This is a genomic window from Anaerotruncus sp. (assembly GCF_057433415.1).
In genome coordinates this window covers 19,379-40,051 of sequence record NZ_DBMDHH010000004.1, presented here as the reverse complement: position 1 = coordinate 40,051, position 20,673 = coordinate 19,379, and the positions used below count along the sequence as shown (strand labels likewise).

At 63.5% G+C, this 20,673-nt stretch carries 19 protein-coding genes and 2 tRNA genes; 15 read left to right on the top strand and 6 right to left on the bottom strand.

Going from position 1 to position 20,673, the window contains the following annotated elements; translation table 11 throughout:
* Positions 1 to 10 precede the first annotated feature (10 nt).
* Both ACZO3G_RS02160 and ACZO3G_RS02155 read right to left on the bottom strand, forming a co-directional pair.
* A complete protein-coding gene (locus tag ACZO3G_RS02160; RefSeq protein WP_276872403.1) occupies positions 11 to 1,624 on the bottom strand; it encodes a DHHW family protein in 1,614 nt (537 codons plus the stop codon).
* 29 nt (positions 1,625 to 1,653) lie between these two features.
* Positions 1,654 to 3,063, bottom strand: a complete 1,410-nt coding sequence (locus tag ACZO3G_RS02155) for an MBOAT family O-acyltransferase (RefSeq protein ID WP_121586422.1) — start codon at positions 3,061 to 3,063, stop codon at positions 1,654 to 1,656.
* 150 nt (positions 3,064 to 3,213) lie between these two features.
* On the opposite strand from ACZO3G_RS02155, the gene ACZO3G_RS02150 reads away from it, so the two are divergent.
* From ACZO3G_RS02150 to ACZO3G_RS02135, 4 genes are all read left to right on the top strand, one after another.
* Positions 3,214 to 4,080, top strand: a complete 867-nt coding sequence (locus ACZO3G_RS02150; protein WP_276872401.1) for a DMT family transporter — start codon at positions 3,214 to 3,216, stop codon at positions 4,078 to 4,080.
* 14 nt (positions 4,081 to 4,094) lie between these two features.
* The gene (locus ACZO3G_RS02145) at positions 4,095 to 5,051 is read left to right on the top strand and encodes a hypothetical protein (protein WP_101551919.1); all 957 of its coding nucleotides are present in this window, start codon (positions 4,095 to 4,097) and stop codon (positions 5,049 to 5,051) included.
* A 94-nt stretch (positions 5,052 to 5,145) separates the two neighbouring features.
* A complete protein-coding gene (locus ACZO3G_RS02140) occupies positions 5,146 to 5,988 on the top strand; it encodes a coenzyme F420-0:L-glutamate ligase (RefSeq protein ID WP_101551921.1) in 843 nt (280 codons plus the stop codon).
* 15 nt (positions 5,989 to 6,003) lie between these two features.
* The gene (locus tag ACZO3G_RS02135) at positions 6,004 to 7,245 is read left to right on the top strand and encodes an acetate/propionate family kinase (protein ID WP_276872399.1); all 1,242 of its coding nucleotides are present in this window, start codon (positions 6,004 to 6,006) and stop codon (positions 7,243 to 7,245) included.
* A gap of 80 nt (positions 7,246 to 7,325) precedes the next feature.
* Here ACZO3G_RS02135 and recG read toward each other — a convergent pair whose 3' ends face one another.
* Positions 7,326 to 9,365: an ATP-dependent DNA helicase RecG gene (gene recG, locus ACZO3G_RS02130; protein ID WP_353939272.1), complete on the bottom strand. Its 2,040-nt coding sequence runs from the start codon at positions 9,363 to 9,365 to the stop codon at positions 7,326 to 7,328.
* 180 nt (positions 9,366 to 9,545) lie between these two features.
* Here recG and ACZO3G_RS02125 point away from each other — a divergent pair.
* Positions 9,546 to 9,621 (top strand) — tRNA-Lys (locus ACZO3G_RS02125).
* Between the two features lie 7 nt (positions 9,622 to 9,628).
* Positions 9,629 to 9,704, top strand: a tRNA-Ala gene (locus tag ACZO3G_RS02120).
* A 70-nt stretch (positions 9,705 to 9,774) separates the two neighbouring features.
* Here the strand turns inward: ACZO3G_RS02120 and ACZO3G_RS02115 are convergent.
* The 3 genes from ACZO3G_RS02115 to ACZO3G_RS02105 all read right to left on the bottom strand — a co-directional run bounded on the left by ACZO3G_RS02115 (position 9,775) and on the right by ACZO3G_RS02105 (position 11,338).
* Positions 9,775 to 10,419 (bottom strand): N-acetylmuramoyl-L-alanine amidase family protein, encoded by a 645-nt coding sequence (locus ACZO3G_RS02115; protein WP_288283944.1) that lies wholly within the window; start codon positions 10,417 to 10,419, stop codon positions 9,775 to 9,777.
* Positions 10,420 to 10,423: 4 nt separating this feature from the next.
* Positions 10,424 to 10,717, bottom strand: a complete 294-nt coding sequence (locus tag ACZO3G_RS02110; protein ID WP_101551924.1) for a phage holin — start codon at positions 10,715 to 10,717, stop codon at positions 10,424 to 10,426.
* A gap of 189 nt (positions 10,718 to 10,906) precedes the next feature.
* Positions 10,907 to 11,338: a hypothetical protein gene (locus ACZO3G_RS02105; protein ID WP_276870706.1), complete on the bottom strand. Its 432-nt coding sequence runs from the start codon at positions 11,336 to 11,338 to the stop codon at positions 10,907 to 10,909.
* 88 nt (positions 11,339 to 11,426) lie between these two features.
* Between ACZO3G_RS02105 and ACZO3G_RS02100 the strand changes: the two genes are divergently transcribed.
* From ACZO3G_RS02100 to ACZO3G_RS02060, 9 genes are all read left to right on the top strand, one after another.
* Positions 11,427 to 12,173 (top strand): type II secretion system protein, encoded by a 747-nt coding sequence (locus ACZO3G_RS02100; RefSeq protein ID WP_276870708.1) that lies wholly within the window; start codon positions 11,427 to 11,429, stop codon positions 12,171 to 12,173.
* 244 nt (positions 12,174 to 12,417) lie between these two features.
* Entirely contained in the window at positions 12,418 to 13,461 is a 1,044-nt protein-coding gene (locus ACZO3G_RS02095) for a TRAP transporter substrate-binding protein (protein ID WP_276870710.1), read from the top strand.
* Between the two features lie 89 nt (positions 13,462 to 13,550).
* A complete protein-coding gene (locus tag ACZO3G_RS02090) occupies positions 13,551 to 14,051 on the top strand; it encodes a TRAP transporter small permease (protein WP_172439260.1) in 501 nt (166 codons plus the stop codon).
* On the top strand, positions 14,051 to 15,343 hold the full coding sequence (locus ACZO3G_RS02085) for a TRAP transporter large permease (protein ID WP_207654191.1): 1,293 nt from the start codon (positions 14,051 to 14,053) through the stop codon (positions 15,341 to 15,343). The genes ACZO3G_RS02090 and ACZO3G_RS02085 overlap by 1 nt, the downstream gene beginning before the upstream one ends.
* 35 nt (positions 15,344 to 15,378) lie before the next feature.
* Positions 15,379 to 16,545: a CaiB/BaiF CoA transferase family protein gene (locus tag ACZO3G_RS02080; RefSeq protein ID WP_101551935.1), complete on the top strand. Its 1,167-nt coding sequence runs from the start codon at positions 15,379 to 15,381 to the stop codon at positions 16,543 to 16,545.
* 5 nt (positions 16,546 to 16,550) lie between these two features.
* Positions 16,551 to 17,450 (top strand): CoA transferase subunit A, encoded by a 900-nt coding sequence (locus ACZO3G_RS02075; protein WP_172439261.1) that lies wholly within the window; start codon positions 16,551 to 16,553, stop codon positions 17,448 to 17,450.
* On the top strand, positions 17,447 to 18,265 hold the full coding sequence (locus tag ACZO3G_RS02070; RefSeq protein WP_276870719.1) for a hypothetical protein: 819 nt from the start codon (positions 17,447 to 17,449) through the stop codon (positions 18,263 to 18,265). Before ACZO3G_RS02075 ends, ACZO3G_RS02070 begins: the two co-directional genes overlap by 4 nt.
* A gap of 170 nt (positions 18,266 to 18,435) precedes the next feature.
* Positions 18,436 to 19,161 (top strand): GntR family transcriptional regulator, encoded by a 726-nt coding sequence (locus tag ACZO3G_RS02065; protein ID WP_172439262.1) that lies wholly within the window; start codon positions 18,436 to 18,438, stop codon positions 19,159 to 19,161.
* Between the two features lie 11 nt (positions 19,162 to 19,172).
* On the top strand, positions 19,173 to 20,612 hold the full coding sequence (locus tag ACZO3G_RS02060) for a xylulokinase (RefSeq protein ID WP_276870739.1): 1,440 nt from the start codon (positions 19,173 to 19,175) through the stop codon (positions 20,610 to 20,612).
* The last annotated feature ends 61 nt before the right edge of the window (positions 20,613 to 20,673 follow it).

The following is a 20,673-nucleotide window of genomic DNA, read 5'->3' as shown; positions in this document are numbered from 1 at the left end:
TTCCCCTCCTTTATCCGCCGCGCGGCCGCAGCCTGCGGGGACGGTCCCCCTCGTCCGGCGGCTCCTGTTCCTCCTGCTCCCGCGCGTCCTCGTCGGACTCCTCCGGTTCCCCGGCCTTGGGGACGTCCGCCTGGAGGGCGCGCGGAACGAATACCTGGTGGCGCATGTTGTCGATGCACCGGATGTGGTAGGGGGTGCAGACCGCGAAGGAATTGTTCGCGAAGACCAGCTCGTTGATGCCGTGCTCCCTGATGAAGTCGACGAGCGGGAGCTGGAAATACCGCTGGTCGACGATATACACCTCGTCGTAGTGGTTGATCAAAAAGGGCGCGAAGGCGTTGCCGAACGACTCCTTGACGACCAGAATCCTGCGCCCGTTGCCGATGCCCGTCTTGACCTGGACGAGGGGGAAATCCCCGTGCAGGAAGACGGAATAGCTGTTGGGGCTCTGCGCGTACTCCCCCCAGAGGGTGCTGTCCACCCCGTTGTAGGGGGCGTCCACCAGGAACCGCTGCGCCTCGTAGGACTGCTTGAAGAGATAATAGTCGACATAGTCGGGGTTCTTGAGCAGGGTGGTGTCCTGCGTCTGGGAATACATCGTCCCAATGAAATCGTCGAGCCGGCGCGTCTCAAAATCGCTCAGCTCCTTGGGCGTCAGCCCCGCCTCCCCGCAGAACGCCCGGTAGGCGTAATAGGCGCCCAGGCCCGTCCAGTGGTGGTCGGTGCGGAAGTAGATATACTCGTCCGTGTGCGCCGCGAGCTCCGAATAGGCGTCCACCCTCTTGATCGACGGGTCGAGCGTCCCGTATACGAGGTCGATCATCGCCTTCTGGGACTGGGTGAGATCGCGGTATTTGTCCGGGACGTAGAACTCGATCGCCGTGGGGATGATCATGTTGTAGATCTGAACGTCGGGCAGCTCCTCATGGTAGGAGTTGAGCACCTGCGCGTACCACTTCCCGCTCGCCGGGTCGCCCCCGTAAAGGGACATCGCCATCCCCCTGTAGACGAAGGTGCCGCCCGTGATCGCGCCGGGCGCGGCCCCGTCGTCCACCGCCGGCGGCGTTTCGGGCGCGGAGGACGCGTCGGATTGGGTTTCGGGCGCGGAGGAGGAATCCCCCGGCCCGGCGGGCGCCGGCTGGGGCTCCTGCGGCGCGGCGGGCGGCTGGTTGGAGGCGTCGGGAAGGTCCTGCGCCTCGCCGCCCGAGGGCGCGACGATGCGCACGTCGTCGACGCGCACGCCGTGCGCCTCGTCCACGACGGCGGAAAGGCCCACGAACGCGTCCCGGAAGGGGAAGGTGTCGGCGTACCACGTTTCGATGTCCCGCGTGAACGTCCCGCTCCTCAGCGCCTCGGCCGAAAAGGCGGGAAACCGCGCGAGGTCGCGCTTCTCCACCGCGGAGCGCTCGGGCTTGGGGCCCAGCAGCGAGCCGAGGAAGAAGGCCAGCAGCGCCCCGCAGAGCACGGCAATGTTGATCCAGCTCAGCCTGTGTAGCCGCTCCGGATCGATGCGGTGGCGGATGAGCGCGTAATACCGTTCCCGCTCCTCCTCGGGGCCGCGCGGGCGCGCGGCCCGCTTGGGAGCGGGACGGTAGACATAGTTCTGTTTGCGGTACTGGTCCATAAAGCCTCCGAAAACCGGGGATACCCCGGTCAGAAACGGTAATAGAGGAAGGGGTTGTAGCTCTGCCCGACCAGCTGCGCGGTGCAGACGATGAGCAGGAGGAAGCAGAGCGCGGGCGAAAGCGCCAGCAGGACGGCGGATTTCCCCGGGTCGAGCCGCTCGGAGACCGCGCGCTTGAGCCATTTGACGGCCGGCATGCAGAAAAACGCCGCCAGCGCCACCCAGAAGATGTTGTTGAGCAGGGTGATCTGCACGTTGCTGTCCCAGCCGCGCGCACCCGAAAGGCCGAACATGACCGAGAGGTATCCGCCGAGCTTGCCAAGGTCGGTGAAGTAGAAGATCACCCAGCCGGTCGTGGCGAGCAACAGCAGGTAGAGGTGCCCAAACACCGCCGGCAGCCGGTCGAGCAGGTCCCCGAGGAAGAGCCGCTCGAGCGCGATGAACGCGCCGTAGTAGAGCCCCCAGAGGATGAAGTTCCAGCTCGCGCCGTGCCAGAGCCCGGTCAGCAGCCACACGGCCAGCAGATTCAGATACTGGTGCTTCCGGTTGCCGCCGAGCGGGATGTAGACGTAGTCCCGGAAGAAGCTCGAGAGGGAGATGTGCCACCGCCGCCAGAACTCGGTGGCGGAGCGGGCGACATAGGGGTAGTTGAAGTTCTCCTTATAGTGGAAGCCGAACATCCGCCCCAGCCCGATGGCCATGTCGGAGTAGCCAGAGAAGTCGTAATAGATCTGCAAAGTGAACATCGCCGCGCCGAACCACGCCCCGCCGACCGAGAGGCCCGAGGCGGGGGCCAGCAGGAACTTGTCCGCGAGGGAGCCCGCGGTGTTGGCGACGAGCACCTTTTTCGCCAGCCCGAAGCAGACCCGCGTCAGCCCCTCCGAAAAGGAGACGGCGTCGGTTTTCCGCGCGGTGATCTCCCTTGCCACGTCGGCGTAGCGCACGACGGGGCCCGCCACCAGCTGGTGGTACATCGACAGGTAGAGCAGGTAATAGACGGGGTTGGGCTGCGCCCTGGCGTCCCCGCGGTAGACGTCGACGACATAGGAGATCGTCTGGAAGGTGTAGAAGGAGATGCCGATGGGCAGCGCGAAAGCGGGCACCGGAAAGGCGGTGCCCAGCAGGGCGTTCAGGTTCTGAACGAGAAAGCCGCTGTACTTGAAGGTGCCGAGCAGCCCGAGGTTGAGCGCCAGCGAGGAGGCGAGCGCCGCCTTGGCCGCCCAGGTCCCCCGGTAGCGCTCGATCAGCCGTCCGTGCATGTAGTCGAACGCGGCGGAGGTCAGCAGCAGCAGGAACCACACCGGCTCGCCCCAGGCGTAGAACAGGAAGGAAAACGCCACCAGCACCAGGTTGCGGTAGACGAGCTTTTTCGAAAGAAAGTAAAAGAGGATATTGAGCGGCAGGAACAGGTAGATGAACAGCAGATTTGCAAAAACCATGCGGCGCTCCTTCAACGGGTGATGATAGGTATTATTATACACAGTTTTTCCCGTAAAATAAAGCAATTTGTTGAATAAGGACCTTGTATTTGAGGCTTTTTTACGATAGGATAGGAACTGTTGTAAATCACTGAAACGGAGGTCTTCCCCATGAACTCCCAAAAGGCGCAGCAGCGCGCGATCTTCCTGATGATGATCTGCGCCACCCTCTGGAGCGTCGCCGGCATCTTCATCAAGATGATCCCCTGGAACGGACTGGTCATCGCGGGATGGCGAAGCCTCATCTCCGCGGGCTGCGTCGTCATCTACCTGCGCGCCACGAAACAGCGGCTGCGCCTCAACCGCGCCTCCCTCGTGAGCGGCGTCTTTCTGGCGCTGACCTTCCTCGCCTTCGTCTCCGCCAACAAGCTCACCACCGCGGCGAACGCCATCGTGCTCCAGTTCACCGCGCCCGTCTTCATCCTGATTTTGTCGGCGATCTTCCTGCGCCAGAAATTTTCCCGCGCGGACGTGATCACCGTGTCGGTCACGATGTGCGGCATCGCGCTCTTCTTCCTCGACCAGCTCGCGCCCGGCAACCTGCTGGGCAACTTCGTCGCAATCTTCGCCGGCCTCTCGATGGCCTGCATGTATATCATCACCGGCAACACCGACGAGGAGAGCCGCATGAGCGGCATCCTGCTCGGCCATCTCTTCACGGCCGCAGTGGGCATCCCCTTCATGTTCGTCTTCGACACCCCCGTCACCGCGCCCGCCGTCCTGAGCATCCTCGCGCTCGGCGTCGTCCAGCTCGGCATCCCCTACGTCCTCTACGGCATCGCCGTCAAGGACTGCCCCGCGCTCATGTGCTCGCTGCTCGGCGCGATCGAACCGCTTCTGAACCCCGTGTGGGTCTTCCTCTTCACCGGCGAGCGTCCCGGCGTCTTCGCCCTCGCGGGCGGCGTGATCGTCATCGTCACGATCACCGCCTGGTGCGTCTGGCGCGACCGCTCGCTCGCCGCGCAGAAAACCGTCTGACGGGGAGAGCTATGATGAAAACGTCCGCCCTGTTCGCCCTGCCGCTTTCGCTCGCCCTCGCGCTCTCCGCCTGCGGTGCGCCGGCGGCGGCGCCCGCCCCGGAAAGCGCCGCGTCCCAAAGCGCCGCCACCGAAAGCGCGGCGGCTCCGGAGGCTTCTCCGGCGCCCGCCCCTGCGGGAACGGAAGTTCCTCCGCCGCCCGTGGCGCTGGACTCGCTCGAATGGAAGAGCGACCATGTCCTGCTCGCGCTCGAATCCGGGGAGTACGAAGCCGGGGAGGACAACCTGCCCGTGGGCTTTTCCCTCCCGGCGGAGGCGGAGGACTTCTTCCTCACCGGGTACGCCGAGGAGTTTGGACCCGAGGTGCTCCCGCTCATGCGGTACGACATCGCGGCGGGCGACGTGAACGGCGACGGCGCGCGGGACTATATCGTCTCCGCCCTGCCGCAGGCCATGTACTTCGGGAATTCGCCTGCGCCCGCCTATTTCTTCCACTCCCAGCCGGGCGGAGGCTACCGCATGGCGTATTTTTCCCTCGCGCAGCCCGTTTACCGCTTCCTCGACACCGGCGAAAACGGCCTGCCCGACCTGCTCTTCTTTTCCTCCGGGCGGACGCTCTCCTATGACGGCGCGAGCGCCTACGAATTTTCCGATGGTTCCCCGGAATCCCGCAGCTACAATCTGCTCTCCTCCAAGCCGGAGGCCGACGGCAGCGCCCTGCGCGTCCCGGTCTGCCTCAATTACGGGCTCCCGGAAAACTGCTGCATCGCGGCCTATTTCAAATCGGAGGCCGACCGGCTGGAGGAAGCCGCCGTCTGGCTCACGATGCCCGACGGGTCCCGCGCCTTTACCGGAAGCGAAGGCTTCAGCCTGTGGGACTGCGGCGCGGACCTCCGGCTGCGCGACGGCGCGGCGCTCGGGGAGGACGAACTCCTCTTTCCGGATGAAATCCAGTTTGTTCCAGCCGAATAAGGCCGCGCCCTTTGACGGACGGGCGGAAACGTTGTATAATCTTGGTGATTAAACCTCACAATAAACAGGTAATTTAAGATAAGGGATGGTCAACATGTCGAACGAACAAACCGCGCCCATCGGCGCGCAGCCGGAGGACGCCGTTCTGGACGCCGCGCCGGAGACCGCGGACGCCCCCGCCGGGGACGCATCCGCGCAGGAAACGCCCGCGGCCCAACCCGCGCGGGAGGAGACCCCGGCGGGCTATGTGGTGAACCCGGAAAAGAACGAGGTCATCGAGGTGGACGGCGTCGGCTACCGGCGGCTGTGCATCAAAACGCACGTCATCACCGACCAGGACAACATCTGCGACGTGGTGGAAAAATACGTTTCCCCGCTCACGGAGCCGGGGGATATCGTCTTCATCACCGAGAAGGCGGTCGCCTGCACCCAGCGCCGCGCCATTCCGCTCGAGGACATCCATCCCCGTCCGCTCGCGCGCTTCCTCAGCCGGTTCGTGCTGCGCACCCCCTACGGCATCGGGCTCGCGATGCCCGAGACGATGGAGATGGCGCTCCAGGAGTGCGGCACCATCCGCATCCTCTTCGCCGCCGCCGTCTCCGCCGTGGGCAAGCTCTTCCACATCCGCGGATGGTTCTACAACATCGCGGGCTACAAGGCGCGCAGCATCGACGGGCCGTGCGACTTCACGCTGCCGCCCTACAACCACTACGTCGTGCTCGGCCCCGACCGTCCCGACGAGGTCGCGGCGGAGATCTCCCGGCGCATCGGCGGCACGCCGGTGGCCATCACCGACATCAACGACCTCGAAGGGCAGATTCTCGGCACCTCCGACAGGAAGATGGACCGCGATCTGCTCTGCAAAATTTTGAAGGACAACCCGCTCGGCCAGTGCAGTGAGCAGACCCCCATGGGGATCATCCGGCGGGCAGAATAAGGAGGAGCAATCATCATGAACAACGTGCATGTGGTCAACGCGGGCAAACGGATGAACAACGTCTTTGTGGTCAACGCGGGCAGTTCGTCCCTCAAGTACCAGCTCATCGACATGGAGAGCGAGCAGGTGCTCGTCTCGGGCAACTGCGAGCGCATCGGCATCGACGGCGGCAAGATCACCTACAAGTACTTCGGCGCCAAGAAGGTCGTCGAGACCGACCTGCCCAACCACAAGGCCGCGCTCGACCGGGTCGTCGACCTGCTGCTTTCGGGCGAGACCAAGGTCATCGACAGCATCGACGACATCGTCGCCGTCGGCCACCGGCTGGCATTCAGCCGGGTTTCCCCCTGTTCCAACGAGATCACCCCCGAGGTTTTGAAGGACATCGAGGCCACCACCGAGATGTTCCCCCTGCACCTGCCCGGCATGCTCACCGGCATCCGCGCCTGCCAGGACACCTTCTCCGGCAAGGTCCAGGTCGCCGTCTACGACAACTCCTTCCACCTGACCATGCCGCCCAAGGCGTATATGTACGCGATCCCCTACGACTATTACAAGGACTACGGCTTCCGCCGCTACGGCTACCACGGCACCAGCCACCGCTATGTCTCCCTGCGGCTCGCAAAGCTGCTCGGCAAGCCGGTGGAGGAGCTCAAGATCGTCTCCTGCCATCTCGGCAACGGCTCCTCCCTCTGCGCGGTCGACGGCGGCAAATCGGTCGACACCACGATGGGCTACACCGCGCTCGCCGGCCTCATGATGGGCACCCGAAGCGGCGACATCGACCCCTCGCTTCTGCTTCCGATGGCCCAGAAGGCGGGCCTCGACCTGGAGGGCATACATAACGTCATCAACAAGAAATCCGGCCTGCTGGGCGTCTCGGGCGTCTCGAGCGACCACCGCGACGTTGAGAACGCCTGCGCCGAGGGCGACGAGCGCGCACAGATCGCGATCGACATGCTCAACTACCAGATCCAGAAGTATATCGGCTCCTATGCCGCCGCGATGAACGGGCTCGACGCGGTCATCTTCACCGCCGGCATCGGCGAGCACTCCCCCGACCTGCGGCGCGAGGTCTGCCGCAACATGGATTTCCTCGGCATCCGGCTCAACGAGGAGAAAAACGCCGCCAACCACGGCGACGAGGAGGAGATCTCCACCCCCGACAGCCGCGTGAAGGTCTGGGTCATCCCCACCAACGAGGAACTCATGATCGCCCGCGACGCCTACGCAATCTACCAGTCCAAGCAGAAATAAGCCGATATCAAAAGAGCGGCGGGGCCAAAGCCCCGCCGCTCTTTTTGATTTTGTCCGGAAGGCGCGGCCCGCGGGCCGCTTCAGTTGGGGCGCTCCCCCACCGAGTCCATCAGCCGTTCGACGGCCGCGCGCAGCGCGGCGTGCTCCGGCTTTTGCAGCGCCGGGTCATCCGCAAGCACGCGGTTCGCCGCCCGCTGCGCCTCGGCCACGACCTCCACGTCGGCCGCGAGGTCCGCGATGCGCAGCTGCGGCAGACCGTGCTGCTGCTGTCCGAGGAAATTGCCCGGTCCCCGGGTGCGCAGGTCGTATTCCGCGATGGCGAACCCGTCGTTCGTCCTGCACATCGTCTTTAAGCGGTCGAGCGTCTCGGGGCTCGTGCTGTCGGAGAGCAGAATGCAGTAGGACTGCTCCTTCCCCCGCCCGACCCGGCCCCGCAGCTGGTGCAGCTGGCTCAGGCCGAACCGCTCGGCATTCTCCACCATCATGATGACCGCGTTGGGCACGTCCACCCCCACCTCGACCACCGTGGTCGAGACGAGCAGTTGCACCGTCCCGTCCTGGAAGCCCGCCATCGTGCGCTCCTTGTCCGCGGCCTTCATCCTGCCGTGCAGGAGGCCGACCGTGTAGCCCTTGAAGGCCCCGCCCGAAAGCTCGAGCATGTAGTCGGTCGCGGCGCGCAGGCCGGCGTCCTCCTCCCCCGCCTCGACGCGCGGGCAGACGATGTACGCCTGCAGCCCCCGGTCGAGGTGCTCCCGGATGAACCCGAAGGCCCGCTCCCGCTTGCCCGACGAGATCTTGTAGGTGAGCACCGGGCTGCGCCCGGGCGGCAGCTCGTCGATCACCGAGACGTCGAGCTCCCCGTAGATCATCAGGGCGAGGGTGCGCGGGATGGGGGTCGCGGACATGACGAGCGTGTGGGCGTGCCGGCCCTTCTGGCCGAGCGCGGCGCGCTGCGCCACCCCGAACCGGTGCTGCTCGTCGGTGATGACGAGCGCGAGGTTTTGGAAGGACACCCCCTGCGAGAGCAGCGCGTGGGTGCCGATGCAGAGGTCGAATTCCCCCGCCGCGAGCGCCTCGTGCATCGCGCGCTTTTTGGCGGGCGTCATCGAGCCGACAAGCAGGCCCACCTTCATCCCCAGCCGCCCGCAGAGGGGGGAAAGGCCCTCATAGTGCTGCCGCGCGAGCAGCTCGGTGGGAGCCATCATCGCCGACTGCGCGCCTGACAGAAACGCGAAATACGCCCCCGCCGCCGCGACCATCGTCTTGCCCGAGCCGACGTCCCCCTGCACGAGCCGGTTAGCCGGGGCGGACCTGCGCATGTCGGCGGTCAATTCCTCGATCGCGCGGCGCTGCGCGCCCGTCAGCGTAAAGGGCAGCGCGTCGTAGAAGGGCTGCAGCGAATGGGGTTCCATCGGCTGCGCGGCGGCCGCGCGGGTGCGGGTGCGCAGCAGGCCGACCCCGGCGGCCAGCGTGAAGAGCTCCTCAAAGATGAGCCTCCGCTTGGCTGTTTCGAGCTCGTCGGAATTTTGCGGGCGGTGGATGGCGCGCACCGCCCCGGCGATCCCCTCCAGGCGGAATTCCTCGCGGATATCCGCCGGAATCCGTTCGGGCAGGATGGGAGAGAGCTTCAAGGCCTGCTCCACCAGCCCCGAGAAGGTCCGGGCGGACATGCCTGCCGTCAGCGGATAGACCGCGAAGAAGGGCTGGTCGGCGCGCGGCGGAAAAATTTGCGGCGCGCGCATCTCCCGGCGCAGGAGGTTGCCCTCCACCCGCCCGTAGAAGAGATAGGCCGCGTCGTAGTCGAGCGAATCCACCGCATACTTTGTGTTGAAGAAGGTCAGCTCCATTTCGCCGCTGTCGTCCGCGGCGGTGGCCTTGTACATTTTGAGCCCGCCCCGCGTGCGGATTTCTCCCGACTTCTTCACCACGGTGGCGAGCACCGCGCACGGCCGGTCGAGCGGCGCCTCCGCAATGCCGCAGGGCTCCGACAGGTCGATGTAACCGCGCGGATAGTGCAGCAGCAGGTCCTCCAGCGTCGCGATGCCCATCTTTGCGAGCGTGCGCGCGCGGGTCTCCCCCACCCCCCGGAGCATCCGGATATCCATCTGTCCCGCGTTCACGCGCGCACCCCCTTTCAGCCATTGGTCCCATTTTACCAAATCGGCCCCGGTTTGTCACGGGGCTTTTCCTGTCGAATCCCTTTCCCTGTAAAAATTTCGTCCCGAATAGTTGACAAGCTGTCCCTGTTTTGCTATAATAATCAAGCGTCGTACAGACACAGTGCCTGCGACCGCAGCATCGACCCATTAGCTCAGTTGGCAGAGCACTTGACTTTTAATCAAGGTGTCCGGAGTTCGAATCTCCGATGGGTCACCATGACCGTGGGGGCGTAGCTCACCTGGGAGAGCGCTTGAATGGCATTCAAGAGGTAGAGGGTTCGATCCCCTTCGTCTCCACCACGTAAAATCCCTGCAAGCCGTTAACCGGTTTGCAGGGATTTTGTTATGTCTGAAATTGTTGCGGATTTTTTTATTCTTTTCTCCTATTACACCCGCTATTACACCTCTTATTGAGGTTGAAAGCTAAAGACTCCGGGGCCTCTGCGGGCTTGTCCTTCGCCGTGTACGTCACCCCCACGGCCTTGCACAATCCCCATGCGACCGCCTCGGCATACTGGTCAAAGTACCGGTCAAAGCGGTCGTTGTCGTCCGCGTTCGTGATGAATCCCAGCTCCAGCAGGGCCGAGGCCATTGTCGTGTAGACGTTCACCCCGAAGTTCTCATAGTTCTGCGGGGTGCCCTTCTGCACGCCCCGGTCCTGCGTCGGCACGACGGCGAGCAGCTCGTCCAAAATGTACTGCGCCTTGCGCACCGTGGGGTCGTTCGCCCTGCTGTGCACCCACAGGCTGATGCCGTGGGCGGCGGGGCCCGCCGCGTCCCGGTGGAGGGAGAGGTAATAGGCGCATCCCGCCGTGTTGGCCATCTGGCACCGTTCCGAGATTGAGGGGACGGCATTGTCGTCCGTCCGGGTCATGACCACGCCGAGGCCCTGCGCTTCGAGCAGGGGCTTCACGGCCAGCGCGAGCCGCAGCACATCGTCCTTTTCGTACCGTTTCCCGAGCAGCGCTCCGGGATCCGTCCCTCCGTGGCCGGGGTCCAGGCAAATCTTTACCATCCGCCTACCTCCCCGTGTTCGGGATGTCCTTGTGTGGCGTCTCGTAGCCCATGGCCCGGTTGCTGTCACCCACGCCCGAAGTGGTCGGGTCGGTGATGCAGTTGAAGACGCTCACGATCACCGCCACCACGACAACGGGATTCTGTACCGCGCGCAGGAGCACGTCACCGATCGACGCCCATGTCGTCATGTCCTCCCACGCGAGGCCGAAGTACGCGAGGATGGGCAGGACGACGGCGCAGGCCATCTGCGCCCACCAGAGCGGGTTCTTGATTCGGACTGTCCAGTTGATTTTCATATGTAGCAGCTCCTTTCACCTGTGCCGCCAAAGGGCGGCATTTTTGCGTTATTCCGCGACCTCGTGCAGAAGTCCATGACACGCTCTAGATTCTGCGCCGCGTCCTCCCGCGTGGTCGTGACCGGCTGCACCAGCAGGCAGGGCCGCAGGAAGTCGGCGGGAACAAGGTCGGTATCGGTTCTCTTGAGCTCAGGCAGGGCTTTGGCCGCCAGAGCCTGGATCCCGTCCATGACTGTAAGCTACGTCGTCATTCCTCACCCTCCAGTTTTTCGCGAACTTTTCCACGAACCGTCCCGCCAGCCGGATCGCTTCCGCCTCGAAAGAACTGCGCGGATCGGTCCCTTTGTTCTCCATTTTCTTTCCGGCAAGTTCCATAAGCTCCCCACGCAGCTTCCGGCGCATCTCCGGAAGGTCCTCGAGCAGCCCGGTCAACGTCCGGTCCCATGCCGCCGCTCCCGATACTTCAAGTCCCCGCATCGCATCCCGCCTTTCCGCATTGATCGAAGGACTCTCCAAAAGTCCTTTCCACCCGTACCACATAAATGGAGCAAATGTGCAAAAAAATGCAACTTTCCCGAACATAAAGAAATTTTTTCGGCAGCCTTTGGCCAGAACTGTCATCAGCTGACCGCCGCTTTACAAATCGGACCGGAAGTCATATAATAACAATAAATGATTGTTTTACGGAAAATTTGAGGCGGTGAGACCTGTGCAAACAAAACATCGGCGAGGCTTTACCCTGATCGAGATGGTGGTCGTCATCGCCATCATCGGCGTGCTCCTGGCCCTCACCGCCCCCTTGTTCTCCTCCTTTTTGGAGTCCGCCCGGAAAACCGCCTGCATGGCAAACCTCACCACAGCCACCCGAACGCTCGAATTCTATGAGGTCGTCGAGAATCGGACGCTCACTCCGGATGTGATCGACACGATCATGAAGGATTCCATGGGCGCCGACCCCACTTCTTCCGGTTATCGTGGAATCTGCCCCTCAGGAGGCGTTTACAACGTTACCGTCGGCGCCAGCGGCGATATCAAGGTCCGCTGCTCCAAGCACGGGATGACGGCGGTGGAGACGATCAACTCCGATAACAAGAATATCCTCGACCTGCTCCAGCTGGCCATAGAGAGCTACTTCGAAAAACGTCCGGGAAACACCCTCAATTCCACCGGGCCGAATTTCGGCGATGATATCAAGGAGCGTCTCGCCGCATCCCTGAAGATCTCCACGGATTTCGATTTTCGGATCTATAAGGTCAACAACAACGAATACAAGGTTTACATCTCCGACCCGCTGAAGGATGTGAATGTGTCGGACCAGGTGACGGTCACGGGCTACCAGATCAAAAACGGCTGGGTCGCCGGGACCGGAACGAGCCAGCTGATCTCGGTGGGAACGGAATCGGTCGACGGGGTCCCCATCAAGATCATTTCCGCCGCCGAATACCAATGGGACTGAACCGTGAAAAGGCCCCGCCCTGATGGGCGGGGCCTTTTCTATTTTTGCGGCGGATCTCATTGTCCCCCTTATCCCATCCCGCGCCCGCGGGATGGGATTTCTTCACGCATGTTCATTATGAACAAAATAATACAAGAATTTTAATAGCAATCTATAATTGACATCTTATTGTATTAAATGATATTATAACAATATCGAAAAATTGAATATAATCTCGCAAAAATAAGGAAAAGGAGTCTCTGTTATGAAAAAGGTACTCGCGATTGTATTAACTTTGTCTTTGTGTTTTGCCTCGTTGGCAGGATGCGGTTCCAGCCCGTCCGACACCCCCTCCGCGCCCGCCGCGGACCCGTCCGCGCCGCAGGCCGGCGACGCGGCGGAACCCGTCAAGCTGATCATGGCCATCGAAGTCTCCTCCAACACCGCCTGCGCCCAGGCCAGCAAATCCTTTGCCGAAATGGTCAAGGAAAAATCCGGCGGCTCCATTGAGGTCGACGTCTTTACCGACGGAACCCTCGGCAATGAAAACGAGCTGTGGGAGGCCGTGCAGACCGGCAGCGTCGACATCGTCTGGTCGGGCGACGGCGCGGTGAGCGCCAACGTGCCCGAGTGGGGCTTCGTGGCGCTTCCCTACGTCTTCTCGAGCCCCGAGGCCCGCGACCAGTTCGTCCACGGCGGCGACATCGCGCAGCTCAACCAGATCCTTGAGGAGAAGGGCAACATCGTGGTGCTCGGCAACGGTTCGGGCGCGACACGCAACCTCATCGCGGACAAGGAGATCAAGACGCTGGGCGACGCGGCCGGCATCACCATGCGCGTGCAGCAGTCGGACATCGTCGTCGCCACCTGGAAGGCGCTCGGCCTGCTGCCCACCGTGATCGCCTATTCCGAGACCTATTCCGCCCTGCAGACCGGCGTCGCCGAAGCGGCGGAGAACGAAATGTCCACCCTCATCACCCAGAAGTGGTACGAGTGCTGCCCCTACATCATCGAGACCGAGCACCAGATCAACTGCCATCCGCTCTACATCGGCGCGGACCAGTGGGCCAAGCTCACCGGGGAGCAGCAGGCGATCCTGAAGGAGTGCGGACAGGCGGCCGCGGATGAATTCGTCACCAGCGAGCGCGCCAACTCCGCCAGCGACCTCGAAGAGATGCTCGGCGACGGCGCCCAGGTCTGCGAGCTGACGGACAAGCAGGCGTGGATCGACGCGACGGAATCGGTCCGCAAGGAGTTCTGCGAGCAGTACGGCCTGACGGAGCTGCTCGAAAAGGTCCAGCAGTACTGACCGCCTGAAACTGGAATCTCTTGGGCAGGGCTCCGGACGGACGTCCCGGGCCCTGCCCGAATTCTTCCCACTGCAAAGGAGGGGTTACCTTGCATAAAGTTTCACACAAGCTGCAAAGCTGCGCGGAGGTTACCGCGGCGGTCTTCCTGATTGGGATCATCTTCTGCGTGCTCGTGCAGGTCGTCTGCCGCGATATCCTCAAGGTCACCAGCACCTGGACCCAGGAGATCGCCGTCTACTGTTTCATGTGGCTCACCATGGTGGGCGCGCCCCTGATGGTGCGCCGCGGCGAGCATTTCGTGATCCCGCTCTTCATAGACAAGGTCAAATACAAGAGGGTTTTCCTCTGCATGATCGACCTGATGGTGCTGGCGGTCGGGGCGGTCTTCCTGCTATACGGCGTACGCTTCGTGCAGTCCGGTCTGGGGAAAACCTCCGTGGCCGCCCATCTGCCCTTTATCTTCGTCTACATCGCGTACCCCATCGGCGGGGCGCTGACCGTCTTTTTTGCCTTTGAAATGCTGCTTGAACACCTGGGCGTCATTCCTCCCGCTGAGGTCGCCCGCGACACGGAAGGAGGTCTGGACTAATGGAACCCATGGCTCTGCTGCTCCTGCTGCTCATGCTGGGACTGATCTTCCTGTCGGTCCCCGTGCCCTACGCGATCGGATTTTCCTCGATCGTCGTGCTGCTCAACACCTTCCGCCAAACCCCGCTCGTTCTGGTCCAGCGGACCTTTTCGGGACTCAGCGGGTTTACAACGCTGGCGATCCCGCTGTTCATCCTGACCGCTGAGATCATGAACATCTCAGGCATCACGGACAAGCTTGTCCAATGCTGTTATGCGATCGTCGGGCGGATCCGGGGCGGCATCGCCCACGTGAATGTGCTCGTCAGCATGATCTTTGCCGGCATCTCCGGCTCCTCCTCCGCCGATACGGCGGGTATCGGCGGCATCCTCATCCCCGCCATGATCAAGAAGGGCTACGCCCCCGACTTTACGATCGCGGTCACGGCCGCCTCCTCCACGCTGGGCGAGATCATCCCGCCGAGCATCATCGCGGTCATTTACGCCGCCACTGTCGGCATCTCGGTGGGCGCGCTCTTTCTGGCGGGGCTCTCCGCCGGCGTGATCATCGGGCTCGTGATGATGCTCATCTCCTACGTCTACGCGCTCAAATACGGCTATCCGCGTGAGGCGAAGATGGGAATCAAAAAGGCCCTGCACACCATCTGGGTGGCGCTGCCCCCGCTGGGCACCCCCATCATCCTGATCGGCGGCATCACCGCCGGGTTCTTCACCCCCACCGAGGCGGCGGTCGTCGCCTGCGTCTATTCGCTGATCCTCGCGGCCTGCTACCGCTCCCTCACGCTGAAGGCGCTGTGGGGCGCCGTGAAGAAGACCGCCGCCCTCACCTCCGCGACAACCATGTGCATCGGCATCGCGATGGTGTTCAGCTATATGATGTCGGTCTACCATGTGCCCGACGCGGTCAAGGGGATGGTGCTTTCCGTCGCGGACAGCGAGCTGCCCTTCCTGCTCATCACCTTTGTCATCTTCATGATCGTCGGCTGCTTCATGGACGCGACCCCCGCTATCATCATGCTCGCCCCCATCCTCGCGCCGATCGGCATGGCGCTGGGCGTCAACATGATCCACATGGGCGTCGTCGTCGTGGTCACCCTCTCGCTGGGGCTCATCACGCCGCCCTTCGGCCTCTGCCTGCTGCTGGCCTGCAAGATCGGCCACACCCCGCTCCAAAAGGTCATGAAGCCCACGCTCGTCTTTACCGCGGCGGTGGTCGCGATCATCCTGCTGATCATCTTCGTGCCGCAGATCGTGCTGTGGATTCCGCAGACCTTTGCGCCCAACATGATGTAGCGAGCGCCAAAACGATACAAAGAAGGGATAAACCTATGAACGCACCTCTCGAAGGGATCCGGGTCCTCGACCTCTCCCGCTTCATCTCCGGGCCCTACTGCGGCATGGTGCTGGGCGACCTCGGCGCCGACGTCGTGAAGGCGGAAAAGGCGGGCAGCGGAGACGACACCCGTGTGCTGCCCCCCTTTGTGAAGGGGGAGAGCCTCTACACCTTCGCCGTCAACCGGAACAAGCGCGGCATCGAGCTCGACTTCCGCAGCGGCGAGGGCCGGGAAAAACTCTTCCGGCTGGCCTGTACGGCCGACGTGCTGATCGAGAACTTCAAGGCGGGCACCATCGAAAAGATGGGGCTCGACTACGAGGAACTGAAAAAACACAACCCCGGCCTCATCATGGTGAGCATCACCGGCTTCGGAGCGGACGGGCCCTACCGGGACAAGCCCGGCTTCGACGCGGCTGTGCAGGCGATGAGCGGGCTGATGTCGATCACCGGCGAGCCGGACGGCATGCCGATGATGTACGGCACCTACGCGGTCGACTACGCGACCGCCCTCTACGCGGCGGTCGCGGCGCTCTCCGCGCTGCATGTGCGCCATTCGACCGGCCGAGGCCAGCATATCAGGCTCTCTCTGCTCGAATGCGCCGCCTCCCTGCTGCTGACCGGCATACCCGACTACTGCGCCACCGGCCATGTCACCGGCCGCGTCGGCAACCGGGACCGCTACACCGCGCCGGGCAACTGTTTTAAGACGAAGGACGGCGAAGTGCTGATGATCATCGCCGGCAACCAGTCCCACTTTTTACGGCTCGTGAAGGCCATGGAAATGGAATGGCTGCTGGAGGACGAACGGTTCGCCAAGCAGGAGGTCCGCTTCGAGCACGCAGCCGAGATCGAGGAGATCGTCGCCGGGTGGGTGGCCTCCCACGAGCTGGACGAGCTGCGGAAGATCCTCGACGCGGCAGGCATCGTCTCCGCCAAGGTGGAGAACCTCCGGGACGTGGCGGAAAATCCCCAGCTTCGCCACCGGGGTAAGCTCGTGAAGCTTTGCCACCCGGTCATGGGGGAGATGACGATGATGGGCGCGCCCTTCGATTTTTCGGAGAGCGAGCTCGACCTGAGTCGTCCCGCGCCCACGCTGGGCCAGCACACCGAAGAGGTCCTGCGGGACTGGCTGGGCGGAGAACCCGACAGGAAGGAGTGAACATTTTGGCGGAACGCACTGTAAAACTTTGCGGCCTGCCGGACGCCGTGAAGCAGATTCACGACGGCGACCGGGTCGCGTTCGGCGGCTTTGCCGTTTACAACAAGGCCATGGCACTGACCCACGAGATCATCCGGGCGGGGCTGCGGCACCTCACCATCGTCGGCGTGGCCAACTCGATCGAGGTGGACATGTTGGTCGGCGCGGGCTGCGTCGACGCGGTGGAGACCAGCTACATGGGGCTTGAAAAGTTCGGCCTCGCGAAGAATTTCCGCCGCGCCGCGCAGGCGGGCGTCCTCAAAATCACCCACTATCCCGAGCTCATCAGCTGGGACCGCTTCCGCGCCAGTCAGGAGGGCCTCTCCTTCTGGCCCACCTACCTGCTGGGAGGCAGCGACATCGTGAAGTACAACGATAAAATCATCCCCTTCCCCGACCCGATCACCGGGCGGCAGATGTGGGCAGTGCCCGCGGCGGACCCCGACGTGGCGCTCATCCACATGTGGAAGGGGGACAAATGGGGCAATCTCCAGACCCAGCCCCGCCGCATGAACCCGCAGTCGGTGGACATCACCGTTTCGCGGGCTTGCAAGCGGGTGATCGCCACGGTGGAGCACCTCGTGGACACCGAGGAGATCATGCGCAGCCCACAGAGCACCACCGTGCCCTCCTTCCGCACTCTGTCGGTCACCCACGTGCCCCACGGGAGCCACCCAACGATGGACCTCGACGTGGTCGCGACCGACGAACTGCATCTGCAGCTCTACGCGGACGCCTGCCAGACCGAGGAGGGCTTCCGGGAATATCTCGACAAATACGTCTACGGCGTCAGCAGCTTCGCACAGTATCTGGAGCTCGTGGGGACCGAGCAGGTGAAGGCGCTGGAAAGGAGTGGGTATCGATGAGCGGACGCTATACGTTGGAAGAGCTTTTGGCGGTCGACCTGGCCCACACAATCGAGGACGGCGAGGTCGGCTTCACCGGCCTTGCCACCGGCAAGGCCGCCACCACCTACATCACCTGCATCCCGATGGCCGCCATGGAGCTGGCCCAGCGCACCCACGCCCCCAACCTGACCATCCTGTTGTCGGGGGTCTACTTCAACCCCGACATCGTTAAACTGCACACCCTGCCCGAATCGGAGTACGAGCAGGTGCTCGTCGATCTGCCCAGCGAGGCGCAGATGCCCGGCTGGCCGGAACAGTGGCACCACCGGGCGGGGGATATCAGCTTCGGCTTTGGCAGCGGCGTGCAGGTGGACCGGGAGGGCAACCTCAACAGCACCTGCATCGGCAATGTGCGCCATCCCAAGGTGGAGCTGGTGGGGCCGATCTTCCTGCCCGAGCACTTCTCCTGCTTCGGCCGGGAATACATCATGATGCCGAACCACGAGCGCCGCAGCTTCGTCGAGAAGGTGGACTACATCTCCGGCGTGGGCTGGCCGGGCGGGGCTGAGGGCCGCAGGAAGCTCGGCTTCACCGGCGGGGGGCCGAAATACATCTACACGCCGAAATGCATCTTCTCCTTCGACGAGGAGGGGATCATCCACCTCAAATCGATCCATCCGGGCGTCTCCAAACAGGACGTCATCGACAGCACCGGCTTTTCCATCCCCAACATCGCGGACGACATCCCCACGACGCCCGAACCGACCGACGAGGAGCTGCTCATCCTGCGCGAGCAGGCAGATCCCAACGGCATCTTCCTCGGGAAGTCCTGACCCTCCCGCGCCAGGCTGCCGGAAGTTTCCTTCCCGCCCCGGTTTTGTATGGGAAATCCCCGAAAATATGGTATAATTGAAATATAATATCCCCACGGACAATACAATACGATCTTCCCCTTTTGTATTACCGGGGACAGGCGAATCCGCAAGAGACAGGAGCGATGAGGATGGAAGCGCAGGCAACCAAGCGTCCGTTGTATTTCACGATCAAAGAAGACATCAAGAACAAGGTGCATACCGGCGTCTATCACCCGGGGGACGTGCTCCCGACCGAAAACAGCCTCTGCGAGGAGTATGGGGCGAGCCGCGTCACGATCCGCCGCTCGATCAAGGAGCTGATCGACGAGGGCGTGCTCGAGCGCGGCCACGGTAAGACCGCGCGCGTCGTGTGCGAATCGGTGCCCCGCAGCCTCAACCGGCTGGGCGGGCTCAAGGAGCAGCTTTCGGCGTCGGGCATCAAATGCTCCTCCTTTATCCTCGACAGCGAAATCGTACGGGCCGAGGGGAAGGTGGGCGAAGCGATGAAGCTCCCCCCCGAGGAGAGCCTTTACAAGATCGAACGGCTCCGTTACGCGAACGGCAAGCCCCTCTGCTACCAGCTGCTCTACCTGCCGGTGCGGCTCTGCCCCGACCTGGACGTGCAGAAGCTGGTGAACACCTCCCTCTACGAGATCATTGAAAAGGAATACGGCCTCAAGATCCTGGACGCGGTGCAGGAGATCCAGGCCCGCATGGCGGACTACCGTGTCGCCGCGCTGCTCGAACTGGCGGAGCTCTCCTGCATGCTGCAAGTCAGCCGCACCACCTTCCTCGACAGCGGCGCGTGCATCGAGTATTCGGATAGCCTCTATGTGGCCAACCGCTACAAACTGTCCATGACCTTGCGCCGTTAGGGAAACCATCCATGAGACAATACCTGATCCTCGACGTGGGCACCAGCTCGGTCCGGGCGGCGCTCATCGATGAAACCCTCCGCATCCTCCGGCTTGAGACAGCCAGGCGCACCGCGCCCGCCCTCTTCGACGCGGAGGCGGAGTGGACGTTGCTACACGCACTCATGAAGACCGCGGCCTCCGGCGCAGGGGACCTGGCGGGCGTGGCGGTCTCCGCCCTGCTCGGCTGGGTGGGGACGGACGCGCGCGGAAACGCCGTCACCCCCTGCTTCACCTACATGCATGCATGCCCGGAGGAGTACGCGGCCTCCCCTTGGGACGCGGAGGAGGCCTACCGGGTCTGCCGCCGCGCCCCCGCCCCTGAGTCGGGGTGCTTCCAGCTCGCGCGGGTGAAAGCCCGCGACCCGGAAGCCTACGGGCGGACGACGGCCTTCCTCTCCCTGAAGGATTTTATCAACGGCAAGCTGACGGGCGCGTTCGCCACGGACGCCACCACGGCGGCCTATACCCTGCTGTACGATGTGGGGGCTGGCCGTTGGAGCGTCCGTGCCCTTGAAGCCCTCGGGCTCGAACGGGATAAGCTGCCGCCCCTCTCCGTCCCCGGCGCGGCGCTCGCGCCCCTCTCCCCCGCCCTCTGCCGCGAGCTGGGGCTCTCACAGGCCCCGCCGGTCGCGGTGGGGAGCGTCGACGGCTCCACCGGGATTCTCGGCGCGGGCGGCCTGGAGGAGGGGGACGTCGTGAGCGTGATGGGAACCACCGACGTCTTTTTCGCTGTGCAGGCGCACCCCTGCGAGGACCGAACCCGGCGTCTGCTCGTAAATCCCCATGTCGCGGCGGGGCGCTGGCTCATCGGCGGGCCGATGGGCATGTACGGTGGCGCGCTCGACTGGTTTTCCCGCGATCTGCTGGGCGGAAGCCGTCCGCTTTCGGAATTGGACGCACTGGCCGAGGCAGTCCCGCCGGGCAGCGAGGGGGTCACCTTCCTGCCCACGCTCGCGGGGGAACGCACCCCCTTCTGGCGTCCTGCGGTGGAAGGGACGGTGCGGGGGTTGCGCCCCTGCCACCGGGCGGAGCATCTCCACCGGGCGATGATGGAAGCCAACTGCTATGCCAACCGGCGCATCCTCGACCTCGTGCGGGAAAACGGCCTGTCCGTCCGGCGGGTGCTCGCCATCGGCGGCGGCGCGGCCAGCGACGTATGGCTCCAGATGAAGGCGGACGTACTGGGCCTGCCCGTCTTTCGGACGGCAGTCAAGGAGGCCTCCCTCGCCGGGGCGTGCATGCTGGCCATGCAGGCGGCGGGGGCCGGTCTCTCCGAGCTGCCCCGACCTGGCGTCGAGGCCGAATTCGCGCCGCGCCCCCAGCCCGCGGCCCGGTACGACGCGCTCTATCTCCGTTTTCTCGCGGACCACGAGGCGATGGCAGCCCTTTATGACAGCGGAGCTCTATAGAATTATTTAAATTGTATTTTTATTATATTATTTTCGTTAACCGGAATATTATTTTTTGCCC

What these genes read in the sequence shown, in the direction of transcription:
- ACZO3G_RS02160 (WP_276872403.1), bottom strand. Translation starts at nt 1,624, where the DNA reads ATGGACCAGTACCGCAAACAGAACTATGTCTACCGTCCCGCTCCCAAG.
- ACZO3G_RS02155 (WP_121586422.1), bottom strand. Translation starts at nt 3,063, where the DNA reads ATGGTTTTTGCAAATCTGCTGTTCATCTACCTGTTCCTGCCGCTCAAT.
- ACZO3G_RS02150 (WP_276872401.1), top strand. Translation starts at nt 3,214, where the DNA reads ATGAACTCCCAAAAGGCGCAGCAGCGCGCGATCTTCCTGATGATGATC.
- ACZO3G_RS02145 (WP_101551919.1), top strand. Translation starts at nt 4,095, where the DNA reads ATGAAAACGTCCGCCCTGTTCGCCCTGCCGCTTTCGCTCGCCCTCGCG.
- ACZO3G_RS02140 (WP_101551921.1), top strand. Translation starts at nt 5,146, where the DNA reads ATGTCGAACGAACAAACCGCGCCCATCGGCGCGCAGCCGGAGGACGCC.
- ACZO3G_RS02135 (WP_276872399.1), top strand. Translation starts at nt 6,004, where the DNA reads ATGAACAACGTGCATGTGGTCAACGCGGGCAAACGGATGAACAACGTC.
- ACZO3G_RS02115 (WP_288283944.1), bottom strand. Translation starts at nt 10,419, where the DNA reads ATGGTAAAGATTTGCCTGGACCCCGGCCACGGAGGGACGGATCCCGGA.
- ACZO3G_RS02110 (WP_101551924.1), bottom strand. Translation starts at nt 10,717, where the DNA reads ATGAAAATCAACTGGACAGTCCGAATCAAGAACCCGCTCTGGTGGGCG.
- ACZO3G_RS02105 (WP_276870706.1), bottom strand. Translation starts at nt 11,338, where the DNA reads ATGACAGTTCTGGCCAAAGGCTGCCGAAAAAATTTCTTTATGTTCGGG.
- ACZO3G_RS02095 (WP_276870710.1), top strand. Translation starts at nt 12,418, where the DNA reads ATGAAAAAGGTACTCGCGATTGTATTAACTTTGTCTTTGTGTTTTGCC.
- ACZO3G_RS02085 (WP_207654191.1), top strand. Translation starts at nt 14,051, where the DNA reads ATGGAACCCATGGCTCTGCTGCTCCTGCTGCTCATGCTGGGACTGATC.
- ACZO3G_RS02080 (WP_101551935.1), top strand. Translation starts at nt 15,379, where the DNA reads ATGAACGCACCTCTCGAAGGGATCCGGGTCCTCGACCTCTCCCGCTTC.
- ACZO3G_RS02070 (WP_276870719.1), top strand. Translation starts at nt 17,447, where the DNA reads ATGAGCGGACGCTATACGTTGGAAGAGCTTTTGGCGGTCGACCTGGCC.
- ACZO3G_RS02065 (WP_172439262.1), top strand. Translation starts at nt 18,436, where the DNA reads ATGGAAGCGCAGGCAACCAAGCGTCCGTTGTATTTCACGATCAAAGAA.
- ACZO3G_RS02060 (WP_276870739.1), top strand. Translation starts at nt 19,173, where the DNA reads ATGAGACAATACCTGATCCTCGACGTGGGCACCAGCTCGGTCCGGGCG.